We start from the raw sequence: 15778 nt of genomic DNA on the forward strand, positions 1-15778 counted from the left end.
ACCCGGGCTCTGTTTGGCCGTCCGAACTGGTTGGCCGGCAGATGACCGGCGAAATCCGTTGACAGCGTTGGGTTGTGCTCGCACACTGGGCCGGTCGCCTTGTTGTCGGGGAAGCCGGGTGGTCGTGTATGTCCGATGATCACACGATGGTCGGTCGCGTCGTCGCGATCACCGATGCGGTGGCGGCCGCGTCCGGGCCGATGTCGCTCGCGGAGCTCACTCGCGGTACCGGGTTGCCCAAGGCGACGGTGCGCCGGATCGCCAATGATCTTGTGCGCCATGAGGTTCTGGAACTCGTCCCCGACGGCTACCGGCTCGGCGCGCGGCTGGCCTACTACGGATTCCGGGCGGTGAACGAGGAGGGGCTGTCCGTCGTCGCACCGCCTCATCTGAGGGAACTCTCGCTGCGCGCGCACGGGGAGGTCAGCTGGTGCGGGGAGTTCTTCGACGGTGAAATGGTCTTTCGGCAGCTGGTTTTCGGGCACGAGTACCGCGAGGCGGTCCGGAACCAGAACTGGCCGTCGAATGCCCGCCTCGGGTCCAGCATCGCGCTCACCGCCGCCGGAAGGCTGCAGACGGCGTTCGACGCCGAACTCAGCGAGCGGATAGCGCATACGGGATGTGCTCCGCTGACCAAACATTCGGCGACCTCGCCCCGCGAGCTCGGGCTGCTGCTCGAGCAGGCGCGCGCGACCGGGCTGGCCTACGAACGCGAACAGGTGACCCCGGGCTGGAGTTGTGTGGCGGCCGCCATTCTCGACGCCGATGAACGGCCGCTCGGAGTCATCGGTATCACCGGTCGGAGCTCGGCCGCCGCCCAGCGCTCAACCCAGCGTGCCCTGATCGCCGCCGCCGACGCCATCGGCCGCGACCTGCGTTCGCTCGCCCGCACCGCGCTCGCCCCCGCGCCCCGTATCACTGAGTGATACGGTCGCTCCCGCCGACCTGCGCAAATACTGCGAACAAAACATCGGGGGAACACATCCTGAATTAGGTGAGAGCACGAAAGCTCGTGCCGTACCACCTGATACAGGAGCCTCCATGTTCTCCCAGTTGAAACGAACGCTGTGCGCAGGACTCTTCGTACTCGGCGCCACCGCCGCCCTCACCGTCTCCGGCACGACCAGCGCCCCGGCGCTCCCGCCCGGCACGATCGAGTTGCAGCACGAGTTCGACGTCTACCAGCGCGCGTCTGGCACCAACGACAGTCCTCTCGGATTCCATGTCTCGATAGACGATTCCGCCACCGCGACCAAATTCACCGGATTGGCCAACACCATCAACTCCTACGGCCGAGTCAAGGAGGGAGTGATCAACGGCCGCACGATCACCTTCAGGATCGAATGGAAGTCCGACGGCAAAGTCGGCATCTACCAGGGAACCTACTTCGACGACGGCTACCTGCGCGGCAACAGCTCCCAGGAGGATTCGAACCGCTCCGCCGAATGGTGGAGCCGCTACGCCAACTGGAGCATCTCCTGACCTGCTGACCGAAAACATAAGCCCCGCATCTGCTTTCCCTGATGCGGGGCCACTCGGCACGGGCTGCCGCGGGGGTAGGTGACACTGTCGTCCGATCGTGCAGCGCGACACTGCGGGGCGTGGCGCATCGAATATGGTGCGCTCGTGTTCATTTCGTGCGTGGTGTTTCTATTCCCGGTGCTGTGCTGGGCATTAACGGCCCAGACCCCGACAGGGCGATGGGCAGGGGTCACGGTGCTGACCATCGTGGCCGGTGTTCAGATCCCGCTGCAGAATGACGTCTTCGGTACCGATTTCCAGACCACCGTCGGCGTAGCGCTGGCCGTATTGGTCATAGTGGTGCTGATCGTCGCGCCGATCGTGGAGTTCGTGCCTGACCGAGTGGTGCCGCTCGGCCGGGACGCCAAGGCGCGCATAGGCATTGGTTGGACGCTCGGGGGTTTATACTGCCTGGTCAGTGGGTTGGTCGTGCTGGTAGTCACCGCTACGGGCCTGCTGGGTCTCGGAACCGCGACCATGCCCCCCGTCGACGCGATCGGCTCGCTGCCCGAGGGGCTGTCGATAACCAAAACGGTAGCCCCTGACTGCTCCCACGATTCCGACGGCACCGACTGCGAACGGACTTTCTACATCACAGGAACGAACGGGACACCCGAGCAAGTCGCTGAACAGGTTCGGCAGTACCTGACTGACAGCAAGGGATGGACTTTCACCCAAAAAACTGCCTTCCCTGGCGATTCCAGCACATGGAAAGGCTCTTGCTGGCAACAAGGCTGGATACTCGATTCCTATCAGGCCTGCACGTGGGTAGAAATCAAGAAAGACGGCAAAGTCGCAGTCGTTTTGAGCCACAAGGACAGCGGCTAGATCGACCGAGTCGTCGCCGGCATGATCAGCAGCCCTGAGGTTCGTGTCGAAGGCGAAGATGGTTGGTCGAGGCGGGCCGAACGCACCTAAGTGCCGGGTTGCGGATCAACTGCTCTGCTTCGCTTCGCCACGCGAACTCGGAATCGGTGTGTCGCACTCGAATGTGATCCACCCGCCTCCGGGCCCTTTATGCCCGGCGAGAACCCGCCCTCGGTAGGACTGAGAACCTTCGACAGTGACTGTGATATGTGTCTGCGAGTCCGGGACATTGAGGCATCCGACATAGCGAAGCCTTATGACGGTCGCAGATTCTCTCTCCAACGTGACTGCGACGCAGACGTTTTCAACGACACTCGGCTCGTACTCCTCGTCGCTGACTGTAACGGTCGCGGTGCATTCAGACATGCCCATCAGTCTCCCCGATGTCCACGGAACGAAAGATCGCAGTGCGACTAGGAGGCAGGCAGGCAGCATGGAGATCGTGCCGTTTTCTCGCAACTTGGCCCGCCTCGAGCGCCGGGTCGTCAACCGTCTGGCATTCCGAATGATGCAGTTGGTACCTGCCTGGGCAGTGCTGGTGCATCACGGGCGCAGTACCGGACGCGAATACCGAAGCCCGGTGGCGGTTTTCATCCGTCACGGCAGGTATCGCATCGCCTTGAGCCATGGCCGAGAGTCGGACTGGGTCCGCAACGTGTTGATGGCGGGCAGGTTCGAGCTCGAGTGGAATGGGCGAACCGTCACAATGGTCGAGCCGATCCTCGGATCCGACCCGACCTTCCATTGGGCGCCGTGGTCCGTGCGGTTGTTGTTGCGCGGTACGGGTGCACCGGACTATCTGGAGGCGCGGCCCGTCCGATAGCGACTTCACAGGACGCACTCATGTGCCGCACACCGCGATGGCTGAACCGGCCAGAGGCAAGTCGAAAGTTAACGGGCTGAGTCGGTCTCAGGCCGCCGGAACGCCCGCTTCTACCGCTGGCCGCGCTGATCAGACCGGCCCGCAATGCCTTGTCTAGGCTGCGGGAGTGTGGCCTTTCACTGACGAACAATCGTTCTGGGCCTGGGCGGCCGATCCCGATGCGGTGTTGATGGAGCAGGACGAGGATCTGCTGCTTCACGACCCCGCGGGGCTGCCGCTCTTGCTTGACGCTGCCGGAGACGCCAACTGCCCCAAGCGCAGCTACTGCGCTGCGGTCCTGTGCGACTACTCCCGCCGGGTCGTGGGATGGCGTGTGGCGCAAGAGTATTCAGCATTGCAAGCCGCTGCTACACGCGCTTCGGACAGCCGTGATGGCTGGGTGCGATGGTGGTCAGAATATGTAAGCCGATTGTTCTCCTACGTCACCGATGCTCGACCCGTGAACCGAGCCGAAGCAGAGCGGATGGCGACAGATCTGCTGACCTGTCCCGCCAACAATCTGGTGATACAGATCGCGCCCGGCGAAAAACACTGGCAGTGCGCTGAATCGGGCAACTGCCCGACATACCTATACATCAACCGGCGCACCGGCGACTATCGGATGTCTCGGCAGCACCCGCTATCCAGAGAAGAACTCAGGACTCTGTACGAGCAACGATCCTGACAGCAAACCGCAGATGCTTGCTTGCGATCCTGAACGCACTGTCATGCTGCTGATCGCGCTGACCTAGCTGCTCGACTTGCCGCTGCGGAAGATCAAACACCCGCGCTGGTCAGCCGTTTTCGCGACGATCGGCCGCGAATCGCAGCTCATCGGCGATAAGAGTCAGCGACAATGAGAAGACCTATCGGCCACATGCCGATAGAGAAAGAATCGGATGATCATGCCGACAGACTGGGGCAATGTTTCCGGCGACAACCTGCGTCGCGCAATGAACAATCACGAGGCCAGCCGACGCATCCAGGGCGGTGGTGGTGGTTGTCTGATCTCGCTGGTGACGATGGTAGGAGCCGCAGCGGTCATCACGGTCGCAGCACGGCACCTCCCGGGCCGAGATCTCCGACGCCGCGGTCGATGACGTTGCCAGCCTTGTGGATGTAGAGCGGACCGAGATGCGTTCTGTGACTTCACCGGCCGAACCAGCAAGCACGCCGGGTCAAGCGGTGGTGGGGTTGGTAGGTGACCATCGGTAGGCGATAGGTCCAATGAGCAGCGGCTGGTCCAGCATGTCTGCTTTGAACGTCACTCCGGTGACCTTCGCCGCCAGGGCGAAGGCTCTCGGCTGGGTTGAGCCACTGAAACGGGCCAGGGGATCGGCTCTCGACATATGGGTGATGGTGGCAGACCCCACCGACATTGTCGGACGGACATCCGAGAGCACCGGGAAGCACTAAAATGTCGCACGCTGCGCGGACCGAACCGGCCGACGCGGCGCATTGGAAGATCAACGGGCAGAGCGCCATACGGCCGCAGTCACTGCTCGCACATTCCGATTACACGACGGTCTGTCTGGGCTGAATTCGAGGCCGCGTGCTCGTCAGTTCAGTGTGATTGAGCCTGGTGGCGGGTTTCTCGGGCGAGGCGGTAAGCGGGGAAGGAATCGAGCAGGTGCTGCTCGAATTTGGGTGCGCGGGACTCGCGTTCACCGAAGTGCAGCTTCGCCCGCAGGTGTGCATCCATCACCTGCACGGCGTCCTCGGCCTGATTCAGCGACAACAACAACAGGATCAGGCGCCGGACGAACAGGGGATTGCTGTCATCGGTCACCGATGTCGCTGCGGCGACCAGCGGCTCGACCGCCAATACCGTCGCGGCCCAGTCGTTGACAGGCCCGTCGACCATGTCGACGAATTCGTCGACCGCGGCGTGGACCTCGTCGTCGGTCTCGATCAGGATCTCCTGCGCGGCAGCTCCGATACTGCCTGCGCGCCCGAAGCTCTCGATGGCGAGTTCGGTGGAGTAGGGCCTGCCGCCGGCCAGATCCAGGTTGCTGACCGCTGCATCCGGTAGTGCATCGATCGCGGCGTGCAGAGCGGGAACCGTCATCGAGACCGTGCTGGTCACTCGTAGCTCTCCGTACTTCAGTATGAGATCGGTGAACACTTCCAGCGCGCCCGAGAAGTGCTCACCTGCAACAGATTTGCCGAACACGTAGCCGTCGTCCATCCGGTGCATCGTGAAGCCGCGGTTCGTGCACATCGCTGCCTTCAACTCCCGAGCCAGTTCCGCGCGGGTTGCCCCCGTAACCATCAACCCTCCAACGACCTCGCCCATTGTTGCCCGTGGCCCTGCAAGCCAGCAGCCCATCACCGCTGGACAATACCGATAGTTGGCGTTGGCCCAGTCCGTCCCCAATATCCGCTCATGCCGCTGATCGCTCAGTTCGGGACTGCCACGCATATTGCCCTCCGAGATGTCTGTCCCGGAGGGCGATATGCGTGAGAACTGCCTGCTGTCGTTGCTGGACGGCGATGGCGTATTCCTCTGCTGCACTATGCGATTGACGGCTGTCGCCAGGTTGCGCGCTGTTCCTCTAGGCTACGAACGCCCCAGCACCGGGGACTTCAACATTGGGGAGAAGCGAAGTATGAAACTGCGGGCCCGTGCGCGTTCGACAGTCGGTATCGCCGCGGTTACGGCAATCGGGGTGGCCACCGTCGTTTCGGCCACGGCCGCATCAGCGGACATGACCGTGACACCGTCGCAAGCCTATTGTGTCCGCACCGATTACACGATTACCCTACCGGCCGCTGACGCTGCAGTGTTGGAGACGAACCCGACCTATGACCAAATCATCCTGGTCTCCAGCACCGAAGGCACCAAAGGCTCGATGCCCTGGATCAGCGGCGAGGATTGGGCAATCGATTGGATGCCCCTGTACGCGGGGCAGACGACACTCACTCTGTACCCGTACAGCGTGGCGCTGGGCTTCGGCAGCCCAGCGCTGACATCGGGGCCGATCAACGTTGTGCCCAGCGCCCCGCTCGGTGCGAGTTGCCTCGCATCACCCTCGGCGGCAGGACCGGGAACCGGTAGCGCGAGCCCATTCTGAACTGGATACAGCACGATGGTGGTCGTGATCGCGAATTCTTCTGCCACTGAGTCGGTTCCGGTGTGGTGGAAGATCAGTCAGAGAGTCGTGACCGCACTCGCGGCCGCGTTCTGTATTTACGTGTTTTGGGTGCTCACCGCTCGAATCGATGGCCCGCACCTGCGGTTCTGGTGCGCCGACATCGGGTTGATGGTAGGTGCGCCGTGGGTGTGGCTGTCCGCGTTCGGAGCACTCCGCTATCACCGGTGGTGGCCGAGTGTCGTTCTGCCAGTGATTGTTTCGAGCACGGTAATGTGTCGACCGATACCCCTGCCAAACTCGGGTGGGCGACTTCCCGTGCGGCGATGCAGAAGCTGGCTACCGCCTGCGACGCGCGCGAAGCTCCCACACACGCCGGGTTCTACGAAATCAAGGAGATCGGCTACGGCCTCACATACTGTGCGTTCGACTTGGGTCCAGACCGGCGGTTCATCCGCGCCTACGAAGATGATCCAGGCCTCGACGTTCCCTATTGCGAAAGCCTGGGCGGTGGGTGGTACTACTGCACCGAGCACCCGAAGCTTCACGGAGGGTTCATTTTCGACTGACAACGCCGTCGACTTCGGTCGAGGCCCGACCGACCGATTTCGTGAGGTCTCGCCGAATCCAATCAACTCGCGACCGCGGCCAGCTGGGGAGGCAATTCCAGGAGGGGGACCGTTGCACCGGACTGCATGCGGTGACCGGCAGGCGGCGGTTGCTGTGGGCGCTGGCGGTCGTGGGTGCACGTGTGCAGGTCGTCTTCGGCCTGGTCGCTGTAGTGTGCGGCGTGGTGCTTTTCTCGCTCGAGCAATGGGCGCTCGCCTTGTTCGCGTTCGTTGTGCGCTCCGACGATGACGCGGGAACTTGGACCGCACGAGGTGTGCGGTGACTGAGGACGCGGTGTGGCGGATGCGGAACTGGCCGCGGGGACTGGTCACGGCGGTCGTAGTGGTTCTGGTCGGGCTCGTCGGAATCGGCCTCGTTTCCGCTCCGAGCATCGTGACCTACTACAGCGGAGAGTCCGTTACCGCTCGGGTGCGTGACTGCTGGCTTCGTAACCCGGACCGTCCGCGCTATGGCTATATCTGCGCTGGCACATGGACATTCGGCGACGGCCGCAGCGGGGCGGGACTTCTCGACGGAGTCAAGGGAGACCATCAATCCGGTCAGAGTGTTGCCGTCCGGGTCCGTGGTGACAGAGCGGTCACCTACAGTCCTCGCTGGCCCGCATATCTCGGCCTGGCACTGGCCGCGGTGGCATCGCTGCTTGCGATCGCGTATCGCGCGGCGCGGCGGCGAGCAGGGTCCTGATGGTTCGGCACGTCATCCGAACACAGGCTTATGCCGAGTACAGCATGGTCAGCCGATCCCTAATCCACGCGTCCACCCGAGACTTCCCGGATTCGGCCGACTAACGCGCGAACGAATGCGAGCTCGTTGAACAATTCCTCGTCACCACGATGGCGATGGCTTCTGACCTGAAGGAACAGGCATCCCCGCAGCAGGTCCAAATCATTCGGCAACTCGCCGGTCCCATCCCAGGCCACCCATACTCTCCGCACCGCAGCGGCGAGGCCTTCCGGCCCCTCGCCAAAGGTCACGTATCCGTTGTAGGAGTGGGCAAACTCGATGAACGCCTGTTCATCACCATCGTCGGGCGGCACCGCGTTGCCTGTGGTCCTCATACTCACGGAGCATGCCAGGGGATCAGTCATCAACCGCACCTATGGCCGTGGCGATCCGATGCGGGCGGTCGTAGGTCATCAAGCGGGTCGATGTTTGTCGGTGTACCAGCGTGGTGCCGGTTCGACCGATTGCACCAGGGCCCAATCGATGTAGACGAAGTACGGGCGCTGATCTCCGGTGTCGGGGTCAGCGGCGGTGAAGACTGCCACATCTCCGACCGCGCCGAAGCCGTCGATGTAATCGATGGGGCCCAGGGGTGACCCTTGCAGTTCCTCGGATGTGCACGACCAGGGCGTCAGATCAGCTATGGAGTCGATTCGTGGGGGCGGCATGTCGGGTCTGCGCACCAACCGCCTGAATATGTTGTACCCGCGGTTGACCTCCATGAATTCGAGCTGTAATCCCGGCCAGAACGTGAGATCCCATGCCGCATACCGCACCTCGCGATCGCCATGTTGGTCGGTCCGCTCGTATGCCGGTGCGCCCCAGGCTGTTACGTACTCGTCGATCGACCTGAAGTTGTTGACGGCCTCTCCGTAGAACCACCGCTTCTCGGCGATCGCGGTATCAACCCGGGTAGCGCCGATGCGGTCGAGTAGCTCCGCGGCCTGGGCCGGAGCGCTCTCGTTCATCGGGTGAAGCATCGCCAGTTGATAGTCGTACAGCGTGGTAACAGGCTCGCCGACCATAGTTCCTCCCCATTTGCACCCTGCCCACGAATGTACCGACATGAATGACGCACTGGTACTTCCGATTTCACCGACACGGCATCCCGACGACCCAGATTGCCGTCGTGTGGCAGCTCGTGTGGGCTATTCCTCACGGTAGTCACTTTCTTCGCGCCCGTCTCGGGTTGTGACGGTGACGAGCGGTCGTTCACCTCTCTGCGCGCGGACCAACTCCAATACCAGACCGCCGTCACCGATCCCGGGATAGCGGGATTCGAGCGTGGTCAATACGCGCACCGAAATCGCATCCAATGCCGCAGTCCCGACGACCGCGTACCACACGAACTCTCCGTCGAGACTGGACCGGATATCACCCGACTGTTGCGCCAACGGCATCATGGGAGAGTTGGTTTCCAGTCGGTCCGGATTTGGAAGAACGCCACTGAAGACCAGACCCGGTTCGAGCCAGCAGTCGCCCTCGCGGAGAACAACGATGACGTAGCGCCGGTGGTCGGTGTGAACGACGACCGCCACCGCACCGTCTTCCTCCCGAATGACAGAGCCCATCACCCGGGCTCGTCCATCGTTCGCTGATATGCCCGAGAGCACGACGGCGATCGCCGGATGCATCTGACGGTCGCTTTCAGCCATGGGATAAGTGTCGCAAGCGGATATGCGGGGGAGGTGCCGAACGCAGGCGGAGAAAGTCGAGTGGCCCGATACTCAGGCCCGCCGCGGCACCGCGCGCCATGATGTGAAGGGTCGGGGACATCATCGGTCGATCCAAGGAGGACGCCATGTCATTCCGGCTCATCTGCCACGGAGGTTCGGGGTTGTCCGCGCCGTTCGCCGGGCGCATCTTCGGGATCGAACCCGACGGCCATCTGCGCTACTACCGATACCTCGGCGACGGAACCGCCGACCACTCGGGGAGCACCGGCTGGGATACCAACTCCGGCAATACAATCGGGCATGGCTGGACCGACTTCCAGCATATTCTCGGCATGGGCGACGGCGTGCTCATGGGTATCCAGAACAATGGTGACCTGCGCTGGTACCGCTACACCGGCGACGGCACCCAGGACCCCTCGGGCGCGCTGGGCGCGGACGCCAACAATGGCAACACCATCGGCAACGGCTGGCAGAACTTCCTGCACGTATTCGTACGGGCCGCGTTCGTCAGACCGCTCGGATTCGCACCCGAGCGAGTGATCTACGCGGTCGATCAGGACGGATTCCTGCACTGGTACCGGTATCTGGGCTCAGGCGAGCACGATCCGTCGGGTGCGACCGGTTGGCATCCCAACTCAGGCAACATCATTGGCAACGGCTGGTTCGGTTTCAAATTCATCGTCGGAGTCGGGCCGGAGATCTACGGTGTACGCGACGACGGCGCCCTGCATTGGTACCGGTACACCGGCGACGGTGAAAATGATCCGTCCGGAGCCACCGGTGCACATGCGAACAACGGCAATCAGATCGGCCGAGGCTGGGACGGATTCCGATCTCTGTTCGCCGGACCCAGTTCCATCGCCAGCGCCGATGCCATCGACGTCGGCTATGACACGTTGTGGGGCGTCGAGGAAAACGGGGACCTGCGCTGGTACGGCTACGGCGGCGACGGTGCGCAGGACCCCTCCGGTAGCACCGGTTGGCATCCCAACTCGCGCAACATCATTGGGAACGGATGGTGACCGGCGTGGTGGTAGATCGGTCATACCGATCATCGATATGGAGCCGTGCGTCCATGCGTGCCAGGTGAGTCGGAGTGAACCCGAACATGCGGTGGAAAACGTCGGTGTAGTGCGATGGTGTTGAGAACCCCGCGTCGATCGCACACCTGGTGGCGTCGTGGCCCGATAGATAACCGTGAGCGGCACGGAGCATGCGCGCCCACTGCACGTAGCGACGGAAGCTGGTGCCGGTTTGCTCGGCGAACAGCCGCAGGAAGTAAGCCTGTGACAAACCGACCTCGGCAGCAAGTTGTGCCGCACGGTATCGGCTTGCCGGATCGGCCCGAATGATGTTGGCCGCCAGAGCGATTCTCTGGTCGCGAACAGTAATGCCGGGAACACTCGCCAACTCCAGTACGCGGTCGACGTCCAAGCGCGGGTGATTGCAGAGCTCGATGAGTTCGGCTTCTCTGTGGTGATCGATTCCGAACCCGAATACGTTGCGCCGCATGCCCCCGAGGCTGCGGGTCATTCGCGCCGAGGTCGGGTCGAAGTAACAGAACAGCAAGCGACCCGCGCTCCGAACCACCTTGTGTCGCTCGCGGGCTCGAAAAAGGAAGCTGCGCGCAGTGATATCCGGATATCCGTCTGGCCGAACGGTGAACGGCTCGTCCACCCCGACGCCCAGACACGCCAGCGCGCTGGAATGGGTGTCCAGTTCCATCGACGCTCCCACGCTCACCACATGCCCCAGCCGCAACCACACCATGAGCGGCTGAGCTGGATGGCACGTTTCTGACAGCGCGGCGGAGGCCATGTCGGCAACGATACGGACCAGTGTCGACCGAAGGGTCCGGCAATTACGTAGGGGAGCAACAGATTATGTCGAACAACACGCTCGTATCTGTCGAGACGTTCGTGAAGCGATTCGCGGACGCCTGGGCGGACCCGACTTCCGAACGCCTCATCGCGCTGGTCCACACCGACGCGGAACTGATTCAACCCTTCAGTCGAAACGTCGTCGGCCACAAGAAGATTGGTCACTGGTTGAATCGCACCTTCACGATCATCCCGGACCTGCGTGGCGAGGTGATCAGCTGGGCGTACCGCGGCGATGTCCTCTTCATCGAACTGCGTTTGTACGGCACGATCGGTCGTCGGCCCGTGGAATGGATCTCCGTCGACCGCATCACGCTCGATGGTGACAAAGTGCGCCGAAGGCACGCGAACTTCGACCCGACCCCGCTCATCCCGCCGATCGCGATGAGCCCACGAACTCTGGCCCGTGTGCTTCACCGGCAGCTCTGGTGAGTCTGGCAGTGCCGTAGCTTCGAAAAGCTATGCCCGGCTCTGACTATGGCAGCGGTACCCACCGTTACGCCGATCAGCCCTGACAGCCCACACCAATGCAGCGCAGAAACCGCCGATACCTATGCCGCCAGCCAGCAAGATTCCCACGCCGACAATGACGGTAGCGAGCACAGGAGTGCCGAAACCGAAGTACATGGCGAACGGACTCGACAGCAGTACGCCGACGAAGCCCCCGACCAGGGCCGCGAGGAGGACAGGCCGGTCTTTCATGACTCAACTCTAGTCTTCTAGCAGTCATCAGCTCTGTCCAAGACACCAGCATCACAGACATCCGCACACGCCGCGCCGACCGAGTTCGCCAGTGCGGCGCGGTGGAACGTCAACTGGCCGTGGCGATCCGAGGCCGCGGAACGCACACTCATGTCGATGCGCGCGAATCCGGACACCGACACCGGTCTCGAATCGCGAAGTCAGAATCCCGCCAGCGTGGCGAACCGGTCGCTGTGAGAATCGAGAGAATGTCAGTTGATGTGATGGCTACTCTGCGCGCCTTCTACGCGGCCGAGGCCGCGTACCTCACCGAGGGCGCCGAGTTCGAGGGGATGGCCGCGCACTTGGCCGCGGACGTCGTTATGTACCAGGCGTCGAGCCTGCCCTACGGCGGCGAATGGCGTGGGCACGAGGGTTTCCGGAAGTTCATTGCCGCTATGGGCGAGAACTGGGACGGTCTGTGGTTCGACGAACAGCAGTTCCTCAGCGACCAGAATCGGGTCGTGGTCTACAGCCGCGGCCGACTGCGCGCACGACGCACCGGCCGAACATTGAATACGTCACTACTGCAATGGATCAGCTTTCGAGACGGCCTGATCACCGAATTTCGCCCGTACTACTACGACACCTCTGCGGTGCTGGCCACGCTGACCGAGTGATCGAATCCTGGATTCTGCACGATATCCGCCACTGCCGCTTACGGAGCTGACTGAACCGGTTATCGGGCACCAGGGACGTCGAGTTGCGTCCAACACCACGCTGCTGCCTCGACCGCAGACGCGTTCGCTGTCAGCAGGGGCGTAACCCCGGTCCAAGGGGGTAGTAGTCGAGTGCCACGCACCGGACTGGTGGCGCGGCATACTCCGAATGCCGAGTGTTCGCGGACTTGTCAGACGTCGTGCCATGGGCGGCCCCATGATCCGTCATGGACCACCTCCGCGGCACCCCGTCGCCGGTGCGCCAAGCGTGCCGGGGGTTGTTCGTCGGCTCGATAGCCCACAGTGATCGCACCGATCGGGTCGTACTCGTGCGGCACCCCGAACTCGTCCCGGAACGCGTCGAGGTGGTGGGGCATGATCGCCAGCAAACACGCCCCGAGTCCTTCGTCCACCGCGGTCAGCAGCATCGCGAACGCGGCCATGCCCGTATCGATGTGCCAGTACGGCGCCGGCCAGCGTGCTTGGTCTCGGTCGGTCCATCCCTTGTCCGCCTGGGCGTATCGATCGAGGTAGGCGTTCTTGTGCGACATCGCGATCACGATGAGTGGGGCGTTCTGGATCTCTGGGTTCGCGCGGTGCGCATGGGGTGCGTAGTTCCAGAATCGTTCGCGGTCGGCCTCGCCGGTGAGCACCAGGAACGCCCATCCCTGGGAGTATCCGGCTGAGGGGGCGCGTAGTGCCGCGCTCACCACCCGGTCGATGACTTCTCGTTCCAGTGGCTGGGTGGTGTAGCGGCGAACCATTCGTCGTTGCCGCATGACTTCGGAGAATTCCACTGCCGCAGCGTATTCCCCGTCGGGTAGTGGTTCGGCATCCCGGTTGGCGGGGAGTTGAATATGGTCGAAAACCTTATCCTCGGCTGCGATTTCGACATACCAGTTGTCGTCGCCCGCATCGAGAACGGCAGCGGTGACATCGCGGCAATGCGAACACCGCTGATGCACTGTCCTGCAGTGCGCCAGGCTGCAGCGACAGGTAGTTCCGGATTGCGACTGCGAAATCTCCGGGTGCGGGATCGTCATCGAGTTTCACGAGCATGCTGTGGCTTCCGTCTAACAGGGGCACGGCGACGGGATCGCCTATGTAGCAACCTAATCGGCTGGCATAGCGCAATGTGCCGACACCAGGGATCTCCATACTGGCGGACGCTAACAGGCCGATCGGACAGTTGGGTGTTCGCTTCTGCCGCGACCCGCGCGATTCAGGGCGTCCGAAGTGCATACTGGCGAGCGTGTTTTGGGAGAACTGCCGAATGTCACTCGATCGGATACCTAGAAGCGTTGCCTTCTGCTCATTGGGCAACGGTGAGTGTGCAACAGACTGAATGTGAGTGCGCGGAGGGGTGATTCGGGGCCTAGCCCGGTCGAGATCGAGCAAGCCCGACACGACCTTCCCCATTGGACTGCGGAATGTACGGCCCGAGCGGGAAGTATGTCGGCGGCGCTGGGAGCCGACGAGCACGACTACACCACCGACCCGCTTTCCGCGTTCCCGGTGTGGCAGAACTATCTGGATCGCCTGCCGTTCGAGGAGTTCGAGCACAGCGACTGGATCACATTGAAGACCGACGTGATCGCGTATCTGTTCACCGTTCTGTCTTGTCGCTTCGGCTGTGAGTGGCAAGTCTTCGCGGACGAGACCGCGCCAAGTGGCTACCGCTATCTTGTCGTGGCAGGGGAAGAGCTCGACGGAATCCGCTTGGATTTGTTCAGGTTGGTCGTCCACGAGTTGGACCGTGGTGAAACCCAGCTACTCCCGATACTGTCCCAAGCTCTTTCGCAGCTAGGGATTCCCGCGATCCTCCGGGTCCAGACCGCACCTGCCGCCGACTACGGCTCAACCGGCGAATAGGCCTCTCACGAACGCACTCAACTGCCGCGTGGCGTGCGGTTCGAAACGGCCACACCGCAGGACCGAAGATCAACGCGCCGAAGCAATCTCAGCCAAGCCGAACGATGCAGACCGGTACGGCCCGGACCAAATTCCTCTGCCGCCGGGCGGGTGTCCGGAACCGCCGCTGCGTGAATTGATACCCGCGGACGTCGCGTGGTGCGCGCACGAACCCGGTGCCGGGGTGATCGCCGATAGCAGCGAATCCGGGACCGGGGCCGTACGCGTGAATCGGTGTCCGCACAGTCACTCACGGACGTAGTAGTGGCCCATTGTGTCGTCGTAACGACCCGCGGGACGGCAGCACCGGCGGAAACCGGCGGCCGGAGCCACAGGGGCAGGGGTCCTTGCCTCCGAGCTTTTCGATGAGCTCGGTGTCGTCGCCCACTATGCGGGCGCCTCGCTTGACGTTGGACTCGCTAGAGGGAACCCCTTGCGGCGCTTGCTGGTTCGTTCAAAACGAAGTCTGGAACTCGTCGTGGTACATGATGACCTCCTCGGTCGATCGGGTGAACCGGGCGACGGTAACACCCAGCTCATCTCATCGGCACCCCAATTTCGCGCCGCGCCGAAATGCAGAGGCGTACGCGCGGTAATGGCTGCGGGCTCATCGAACCGGCCAGCGCGATGCGGTGAAAGGCCAACTGGCCGTGGCGATCCGAGGCTGTGGAACGCACGCTACTGCCGATGAGCGGTTCATCGGCACCGGCTAGCCCGAGGGTGCGACTCAGCGCTTGCCGACGGCGGTGGGCCGGACAACGAAGATGACACGATCGGGCGCATCCTTCGGGTGCTCCGGGCCGAACGGGCCGTTGTATCGCTGGTTCAGCTCTCGGAAGAACGCGCCCGTAGGGTCCGGGTCGATGCGCTCGACAATACCGCGCACCTCGAGGTACCGGTAAGGGTTCTCGGGGTCGATGATTGAGATCGCCACGGCCGGGGTCGCCTTGATGTTGCGATACTTGCGACGAAAGCTGGTGTGTGTGAAGCGAATGAATTCACCGTCCCACGAGAACCACATCGGGTTGACCTGCGGGCCGCCATCCTCGCGCACGGTCGCGAGGTTGGCGAACAAGGGTCGTTGCAACAGATCCCGAAGCTCCTCGGGGATGATCTCGGCCGCGGTCGTCATCTGACCTCCTGTCGGGTTGTCCAGTCGATCTCTTCCAACCAGGCGGTACGAACTGTATTCCCCATCCCGCGTCGTGGGACGCGG

The 15778-nt window shown here is 62.8% G+C and carries 21 protein-coding genes; 13 read left to right on the forward strand and 8 right to left on the reverse strand.

Annotation, left to right across the window (positions count from 1 at the left end; all coding sequences use genetic code 11):
- Positions 1-128 precede the first annotated feature (128 nt).
- From ACFVUS_RS31185 to ACFVUS_RS31205, 5 genes are all read left to right on the forward strand, one after another.
- Positions 129-926 carry an IclR family transcriptional regulator gene (locus tag ACFVUS_RS31185; protein WP_387774522.1) on the forward strand — a complete coding sequence of 266 codons (798 nt, stop codon included), beginning with the start codon at positions 129-131 and terminating at the stop codon, positions 924-926.
- A gap of 115 nt (positions 927-1041) precedes the next feature.
- Entirely contained in the window at positions 1042-1482 is a 441-nt protein-coding gene (locus tag ACFVUS_RS31190) for a hypothetical protein (protein WP_387774525.1), read from the forward strand.
- Positions 1483-1626: 144 nt separating this feature from the next.
- Positions 1627-2349: a hypothetical protein gene (locus ACFVUS_RS31195; RefSeq protein WP_387774528.1), complete on the forward strand. Its 723-nt coding sequence runs from the start codon at positions 1627-1629 to the stop codon at positions 2347-2349.
- A 472-nt stretch (positions 2350-2821) separates the two neighbouring features.
- On the forward strand, positions 2822-3211 hold the full coding sequence (locus ACFVUS_RS31200) for a nitroreductase/quinone reductase family protein (protein WP_387774531.1): 390 nt from the start codon (positions 2822-2824) through the stop codon (positions 3209-3211).
- A gap of 166 nt (positions 3212-3377) precedes the next feature.
- Positions 3378-3935, forward strand: coding sequence for a hypothetical protein (locus ACFVUS_RS31205; RefSeq protein WP_387774534.1), 558 nt, complete (start codon positions 3378-3380; stop codon positions 3933-3935).
- An 879-nt stretch (positions 3936-4814) separates the two neighbouring features.
- On the opposite strand, the gene ACFVUS_RS31210 is transcribed toward ACFVUS_RS31205, so the two are convergent.
- A complete protein-coding gene (locus ACFVUS_RS31210; protein WP_387774537.1) occupies positions 4815-5672 on the reverse strand; it encodes a hypothetical protein in 858 nt (285 codons plus the stop codon).
- Between the two features lie 34 nt (positions 5673-5706).
- Between ACFVUS_RS31210 and ACFVUS_RS31215 the strand changes: the two genes are divergently transcribed.
- From ACFVUS_RS31215 to ACFVUS_RS31230, 4 genes are all read left to right on the forward strand, one after another.
- Entirely contained in the window at positions 5707-6324 is a 618-nt protein-coding gene (locus ACFVUS_RS31215) for a hypothetical protein (protein WP_387774540.1), read from the forward strand.
- 344 nt (positions 6325-6668) lie between these two features.
- Positions 6669-6911 carry a hypothetical protein gene (locus tag ACFVUS_RS31220; protein ID WP_387774543.1) on the forward strand — a complete coding sequence of 81 codons (243 nt, stop codon included), beginning with the start codon at positions 6669-6671 and terminating at the stop codon, positions 6909-6911.
- A 131-nt stretch (positions 6912-7042) separates the two neighbouring features.
- The gene (locus ACFVUS_RS31225) at positions 7043-7234 is read left to right on the forward strand and encodes a hypothetical protein (protein WP_387774546.1); all 192 of its coding nucleotides are present in this window, start codon (positions 7043-7045) and stop codon (positions 7232-7234) included.
- On the forward strand, positions 7231-7656 hold the full coding sequence (locus ACFVUS_RS31230) for a hypothetical protein (protein WP_387774549.1): 426 nt from the start codon (positions 7231-7233) through the stop codon (positions 7654-7656). Before ACFVUS_RS31225 ends, ACFVUS_RS31230 begins: the two co-directional genes overlap by 4 nt.
- Before the next feature lie 59 nt (positions 7657-7715).
- On the opposite strand, the gene ACFVUS_RS31235 is transcribed toward ACFVUS_RS31230, so the two are convergent.
- From ACFVUS_RS31235 to ACFVUS_RS31245, 3 genes are all read right to left on the reverse strand, one after another.
- Positions 7716-8060 (reverse strand): hypothetical protein, encoded by a 345-nt coding sequence (locus ACFVUS_RS31235; RefSeq protein ID WP_387774552.1) that lies wholly within the window; start codon positions 8058-8060, stop codon positions 7716-7718.
- A gap of 48 nt (positions 8061-8108) precedes the next feature.
- Positions 8109-8720 (reverse strand): hypothetical protein, encoded by a 612-nt coding sequence (locus ACFVUS_RS31240; RefSeq protein WP_387774555.1) that lies wholly within the window; start codon positions 8718-8720, stop codon positions 8109-8111.
- A gap of 123 nt (positions 8721-8843) precedes the next feature.
- Positions 8844-9350 (reverse strand): hypothetical protein, encoded by a 507-nt coding sequence (locus ACFVUS_RS31245; RefSeq protein ID WP_387774558.1) that lies wholly within the window; start codon positions 9348-9350, stop codon positions 8844-8846.
- Between the two features lie 146 nt (positions 9351-9496).
- Here ACFVUS_RS31245 and ACFVUS_RS31250 point away from each other — a divergent pair, with 146 nt between their 5' ends.
- Positions 9497-10393: a tachylectin-related carbohydrate-binding protein gene (locus ACFVUS_RS31250; RefSeq protein ID WP_387774561.1), complete on the forward strand. Its 897-nt coding sequence runs from the start codon at positions 9497-9499 to the stop codon at positions 10391-10393.
- Here the strand turns inward: ACFVUS_RS31250 and ACFVUS_RS31255 are convergent.
- Positions 10374-11189, reverse strand: coding sequence for a helix-turn-helix domain-containing protein (locus tag ACFVUS_RS31255; protein ID WP_387774564.1), 816 nt, complete (start codon positions 11187-11189; stop codon positions 10374-10376). The genes ACFVUS_RS31250 and ACFVUS_RS31255 overlap by 20 nt on opposite strands.
- A 65-nt stretch (positions 11190-11254) precedes the next feature.
- On the opposite strand from ACFVUS_RS31255, the gene ACFVUS_RS31260 reads away from it, so the two are divergent.
- Complete coding sequence (locus ACFVUS_RS31260) at positions 11255-11683, forward strand: nuclear transport factor 2 family protein (RefSeq protein ID WP_387774567.1); 429 nt, start codon at positions 11255-11257, stop codon at positions 11681-11683.
- 518 nt (positions 11684-12201) lie between these two features.
- The gene (locus tag ACFVUS_RS31265) at positions 12202-12612 is read left to right on the forward strand and encodes a nuclear transport factor 2 family protein (RefSeq protein ID WP_387774570.1); all 411 of its coding nucleotides are present in this window, start codon (positions 12202-12204) and stop codon (positions 12610-12612) included.
- A 230-nt stretch (positions 12613-12842) separates the two neighbouring features.
- Here ACFVUS_RS31265 and ACFVUS_RS31270 read toward each other — a convergent pair whose 3' ends face one another.
- Positions 12843-13448 (reverse strand): nitroreductase family protein, encoded by a 606-nt coding sequence (locus tag ACFVUS_RS31270; RefSeq protein ID WP_387774573.1) that lies wholly within the window; start codon positions 13446-13448, stop codon positions 12843-12845.
- A gap of 655 nt (positions 13449-14103) precedes the next feature.
- Between ACFVUS_RS31270 and ACFVUS_RS31275 the strand changes: the two genes are divergently transcribed.
- Entirely contained in the window at positions 14104-14523 is a 420-nt protein-coding gene (locus ACFVUS_RS31275; protein WP_387774576.1) for a hypothetical protein, read from the forward strand.
- 289 nt (positions 14524-14812) lie between these two features.
- Here the strand turns inward: ACFVUS_RS31275 and ACFVUS_RS31280 are convergent, their stop codons facing one another.
- On the reverse strand, positions 14813-14950 hold the full coding sequence (locus ACFVUS_RS31280) for an SEC-C metal-binding domain-containing protein (RefSeq protein WP_387772873.1): 138 nt from the start codon (positions 14948-14950) through the stop codon (positions 14813-14815).
- A 339-nt stretch (positions 14951-15289) separates the two neighbouring features.
- Complete coding sequence (locus tag ACFVUS_RS31285; protein ID WP_387774579.1) at positions 15290-15694, reverse strand: PPOX class F420-dependent oxidoreductase; 405 nt, start codon at positions 15692-15694, stop codon at positions 15290-15292.
- Between the last annotated feature and the right edge of the window lie 84 nt (positions 15695-15778).

Source organism: Nocardia sp. NPDC058058 (genome assembly GCF_042885355.1).
Classification (GTDB): Bacteria; Actinomycetota; Actinomycetes; order Mycobacteriales; family Mycobacteriaceae; genus Nocardia.

Bases quoted from the DNA above. Each gene is read 5' to 3' on its own strand.
- ACFVUS_RS31185 (WP_387774522.1), top strand. From the start codon at position 129: ATGTCCGATGATCACACGATGGTCGGTCGCGTCGTCGCGATCACCGAT.
- ACFVUS_RS31190 (WP_387774525.1), top strand. From the start codon at position 1,042: ATGTTCTCCCAGTTGAAACGAACGCTGTGCGCAGGACTCTTCGTACTC.
- ACFVUS_RS31200 (WP_387774531.1), top strand. From the start codon at position 2,822: ATGGAGATCGTGCCGTTTTCTCGCAACTTGGCCCGCCTCGAGCGCCGG.
- ACFVUS_RS31210 (WP_387774537.1), bottom strand. From the start codon at position 5,672: ATGCGTGGCAGTCCCGAACTGAGCGATCAGCGGCATGAGCGGATATTG.
- ACFVUS_RS31215 (WP_387774540.1), top strand. From the start codon at position 5,707: ATGCGTGAGAACTGCCTGCTGTCGTTGCTGGACGGCGATGGCGTATTC.
- ACFVUS_RS31220 (WP_387774543.1), top strand. From the start codon at position 6,669: ATGCAGAAGCTGGCTACCGCCTGCGACGCGCGCGAAGCTCCCACACAC.
- ACFVUS_RS31235 (WP_387774552.1), bottom strand. From the start codon at position 8,060: ATGACTGATCCCCTGGCATGCTCCGTGAGTATGAGGACCACAGGCAAC.
- ACFVUS_RS31240 (WP_387774555.1), bottom strand. From the start codon at position 8,720: ATGGTCGGCGAGCCTGTTACCACGCTGTACGACTATCAACTGGCGATG.
- ACFVUS_RS31245 (WP_387774558.1), bottom strand. From the start codon at position 9,350: ATGGCTGAAAGCGACCGTCAGATGCATCCGGCGATCGCCGTCGTGCTC.
- ACFVUS_RS31250 (WP_387774561.1), top strand. From the start codon at position 9,497: ATGTCATTCCGGCTCATCTGCCACGGAGGTTCGGGGTTGTCCGCGCCG.
- ACFVUS_RS31255 (WP_387774564.1), bottom strand. From the start codon at position 11,189: ATGGCCTCCGCCGCGCTGTCAGAAACGTGCCATCCAGCTCAGCCGCTC.
- ACFVUS_RS31260 (WP_387774567.1), top strand. From the start codon at position 11,255: ATGTCGAACAACACGCTCGTATCTGTCGAGACGTTCGTGAAGCGATTC.
- ACFVUS_RS31265 (WP_387774570.1), top strand. From the start codon at position 12,202: ATGTCAGTTGATGTGATGGCTACTCTGCGCGCCTTCTACGCGGCCGAG.
- ACFVUS_RS31275 (WP_387774576.1), top strand. From the start codon at position 14,104: ATGTCGGCGGCGCTGGGAGCCGACGAGCACGACTACACCACCGACCCG.
- ACFVUS_RS31285 (WP_387774579.1), bottom strand. From the start codon at position 15,694: ATGACGACCGCGGCCGAGATCATCCCCGAGGAGCTTCGGGATCTGTTG.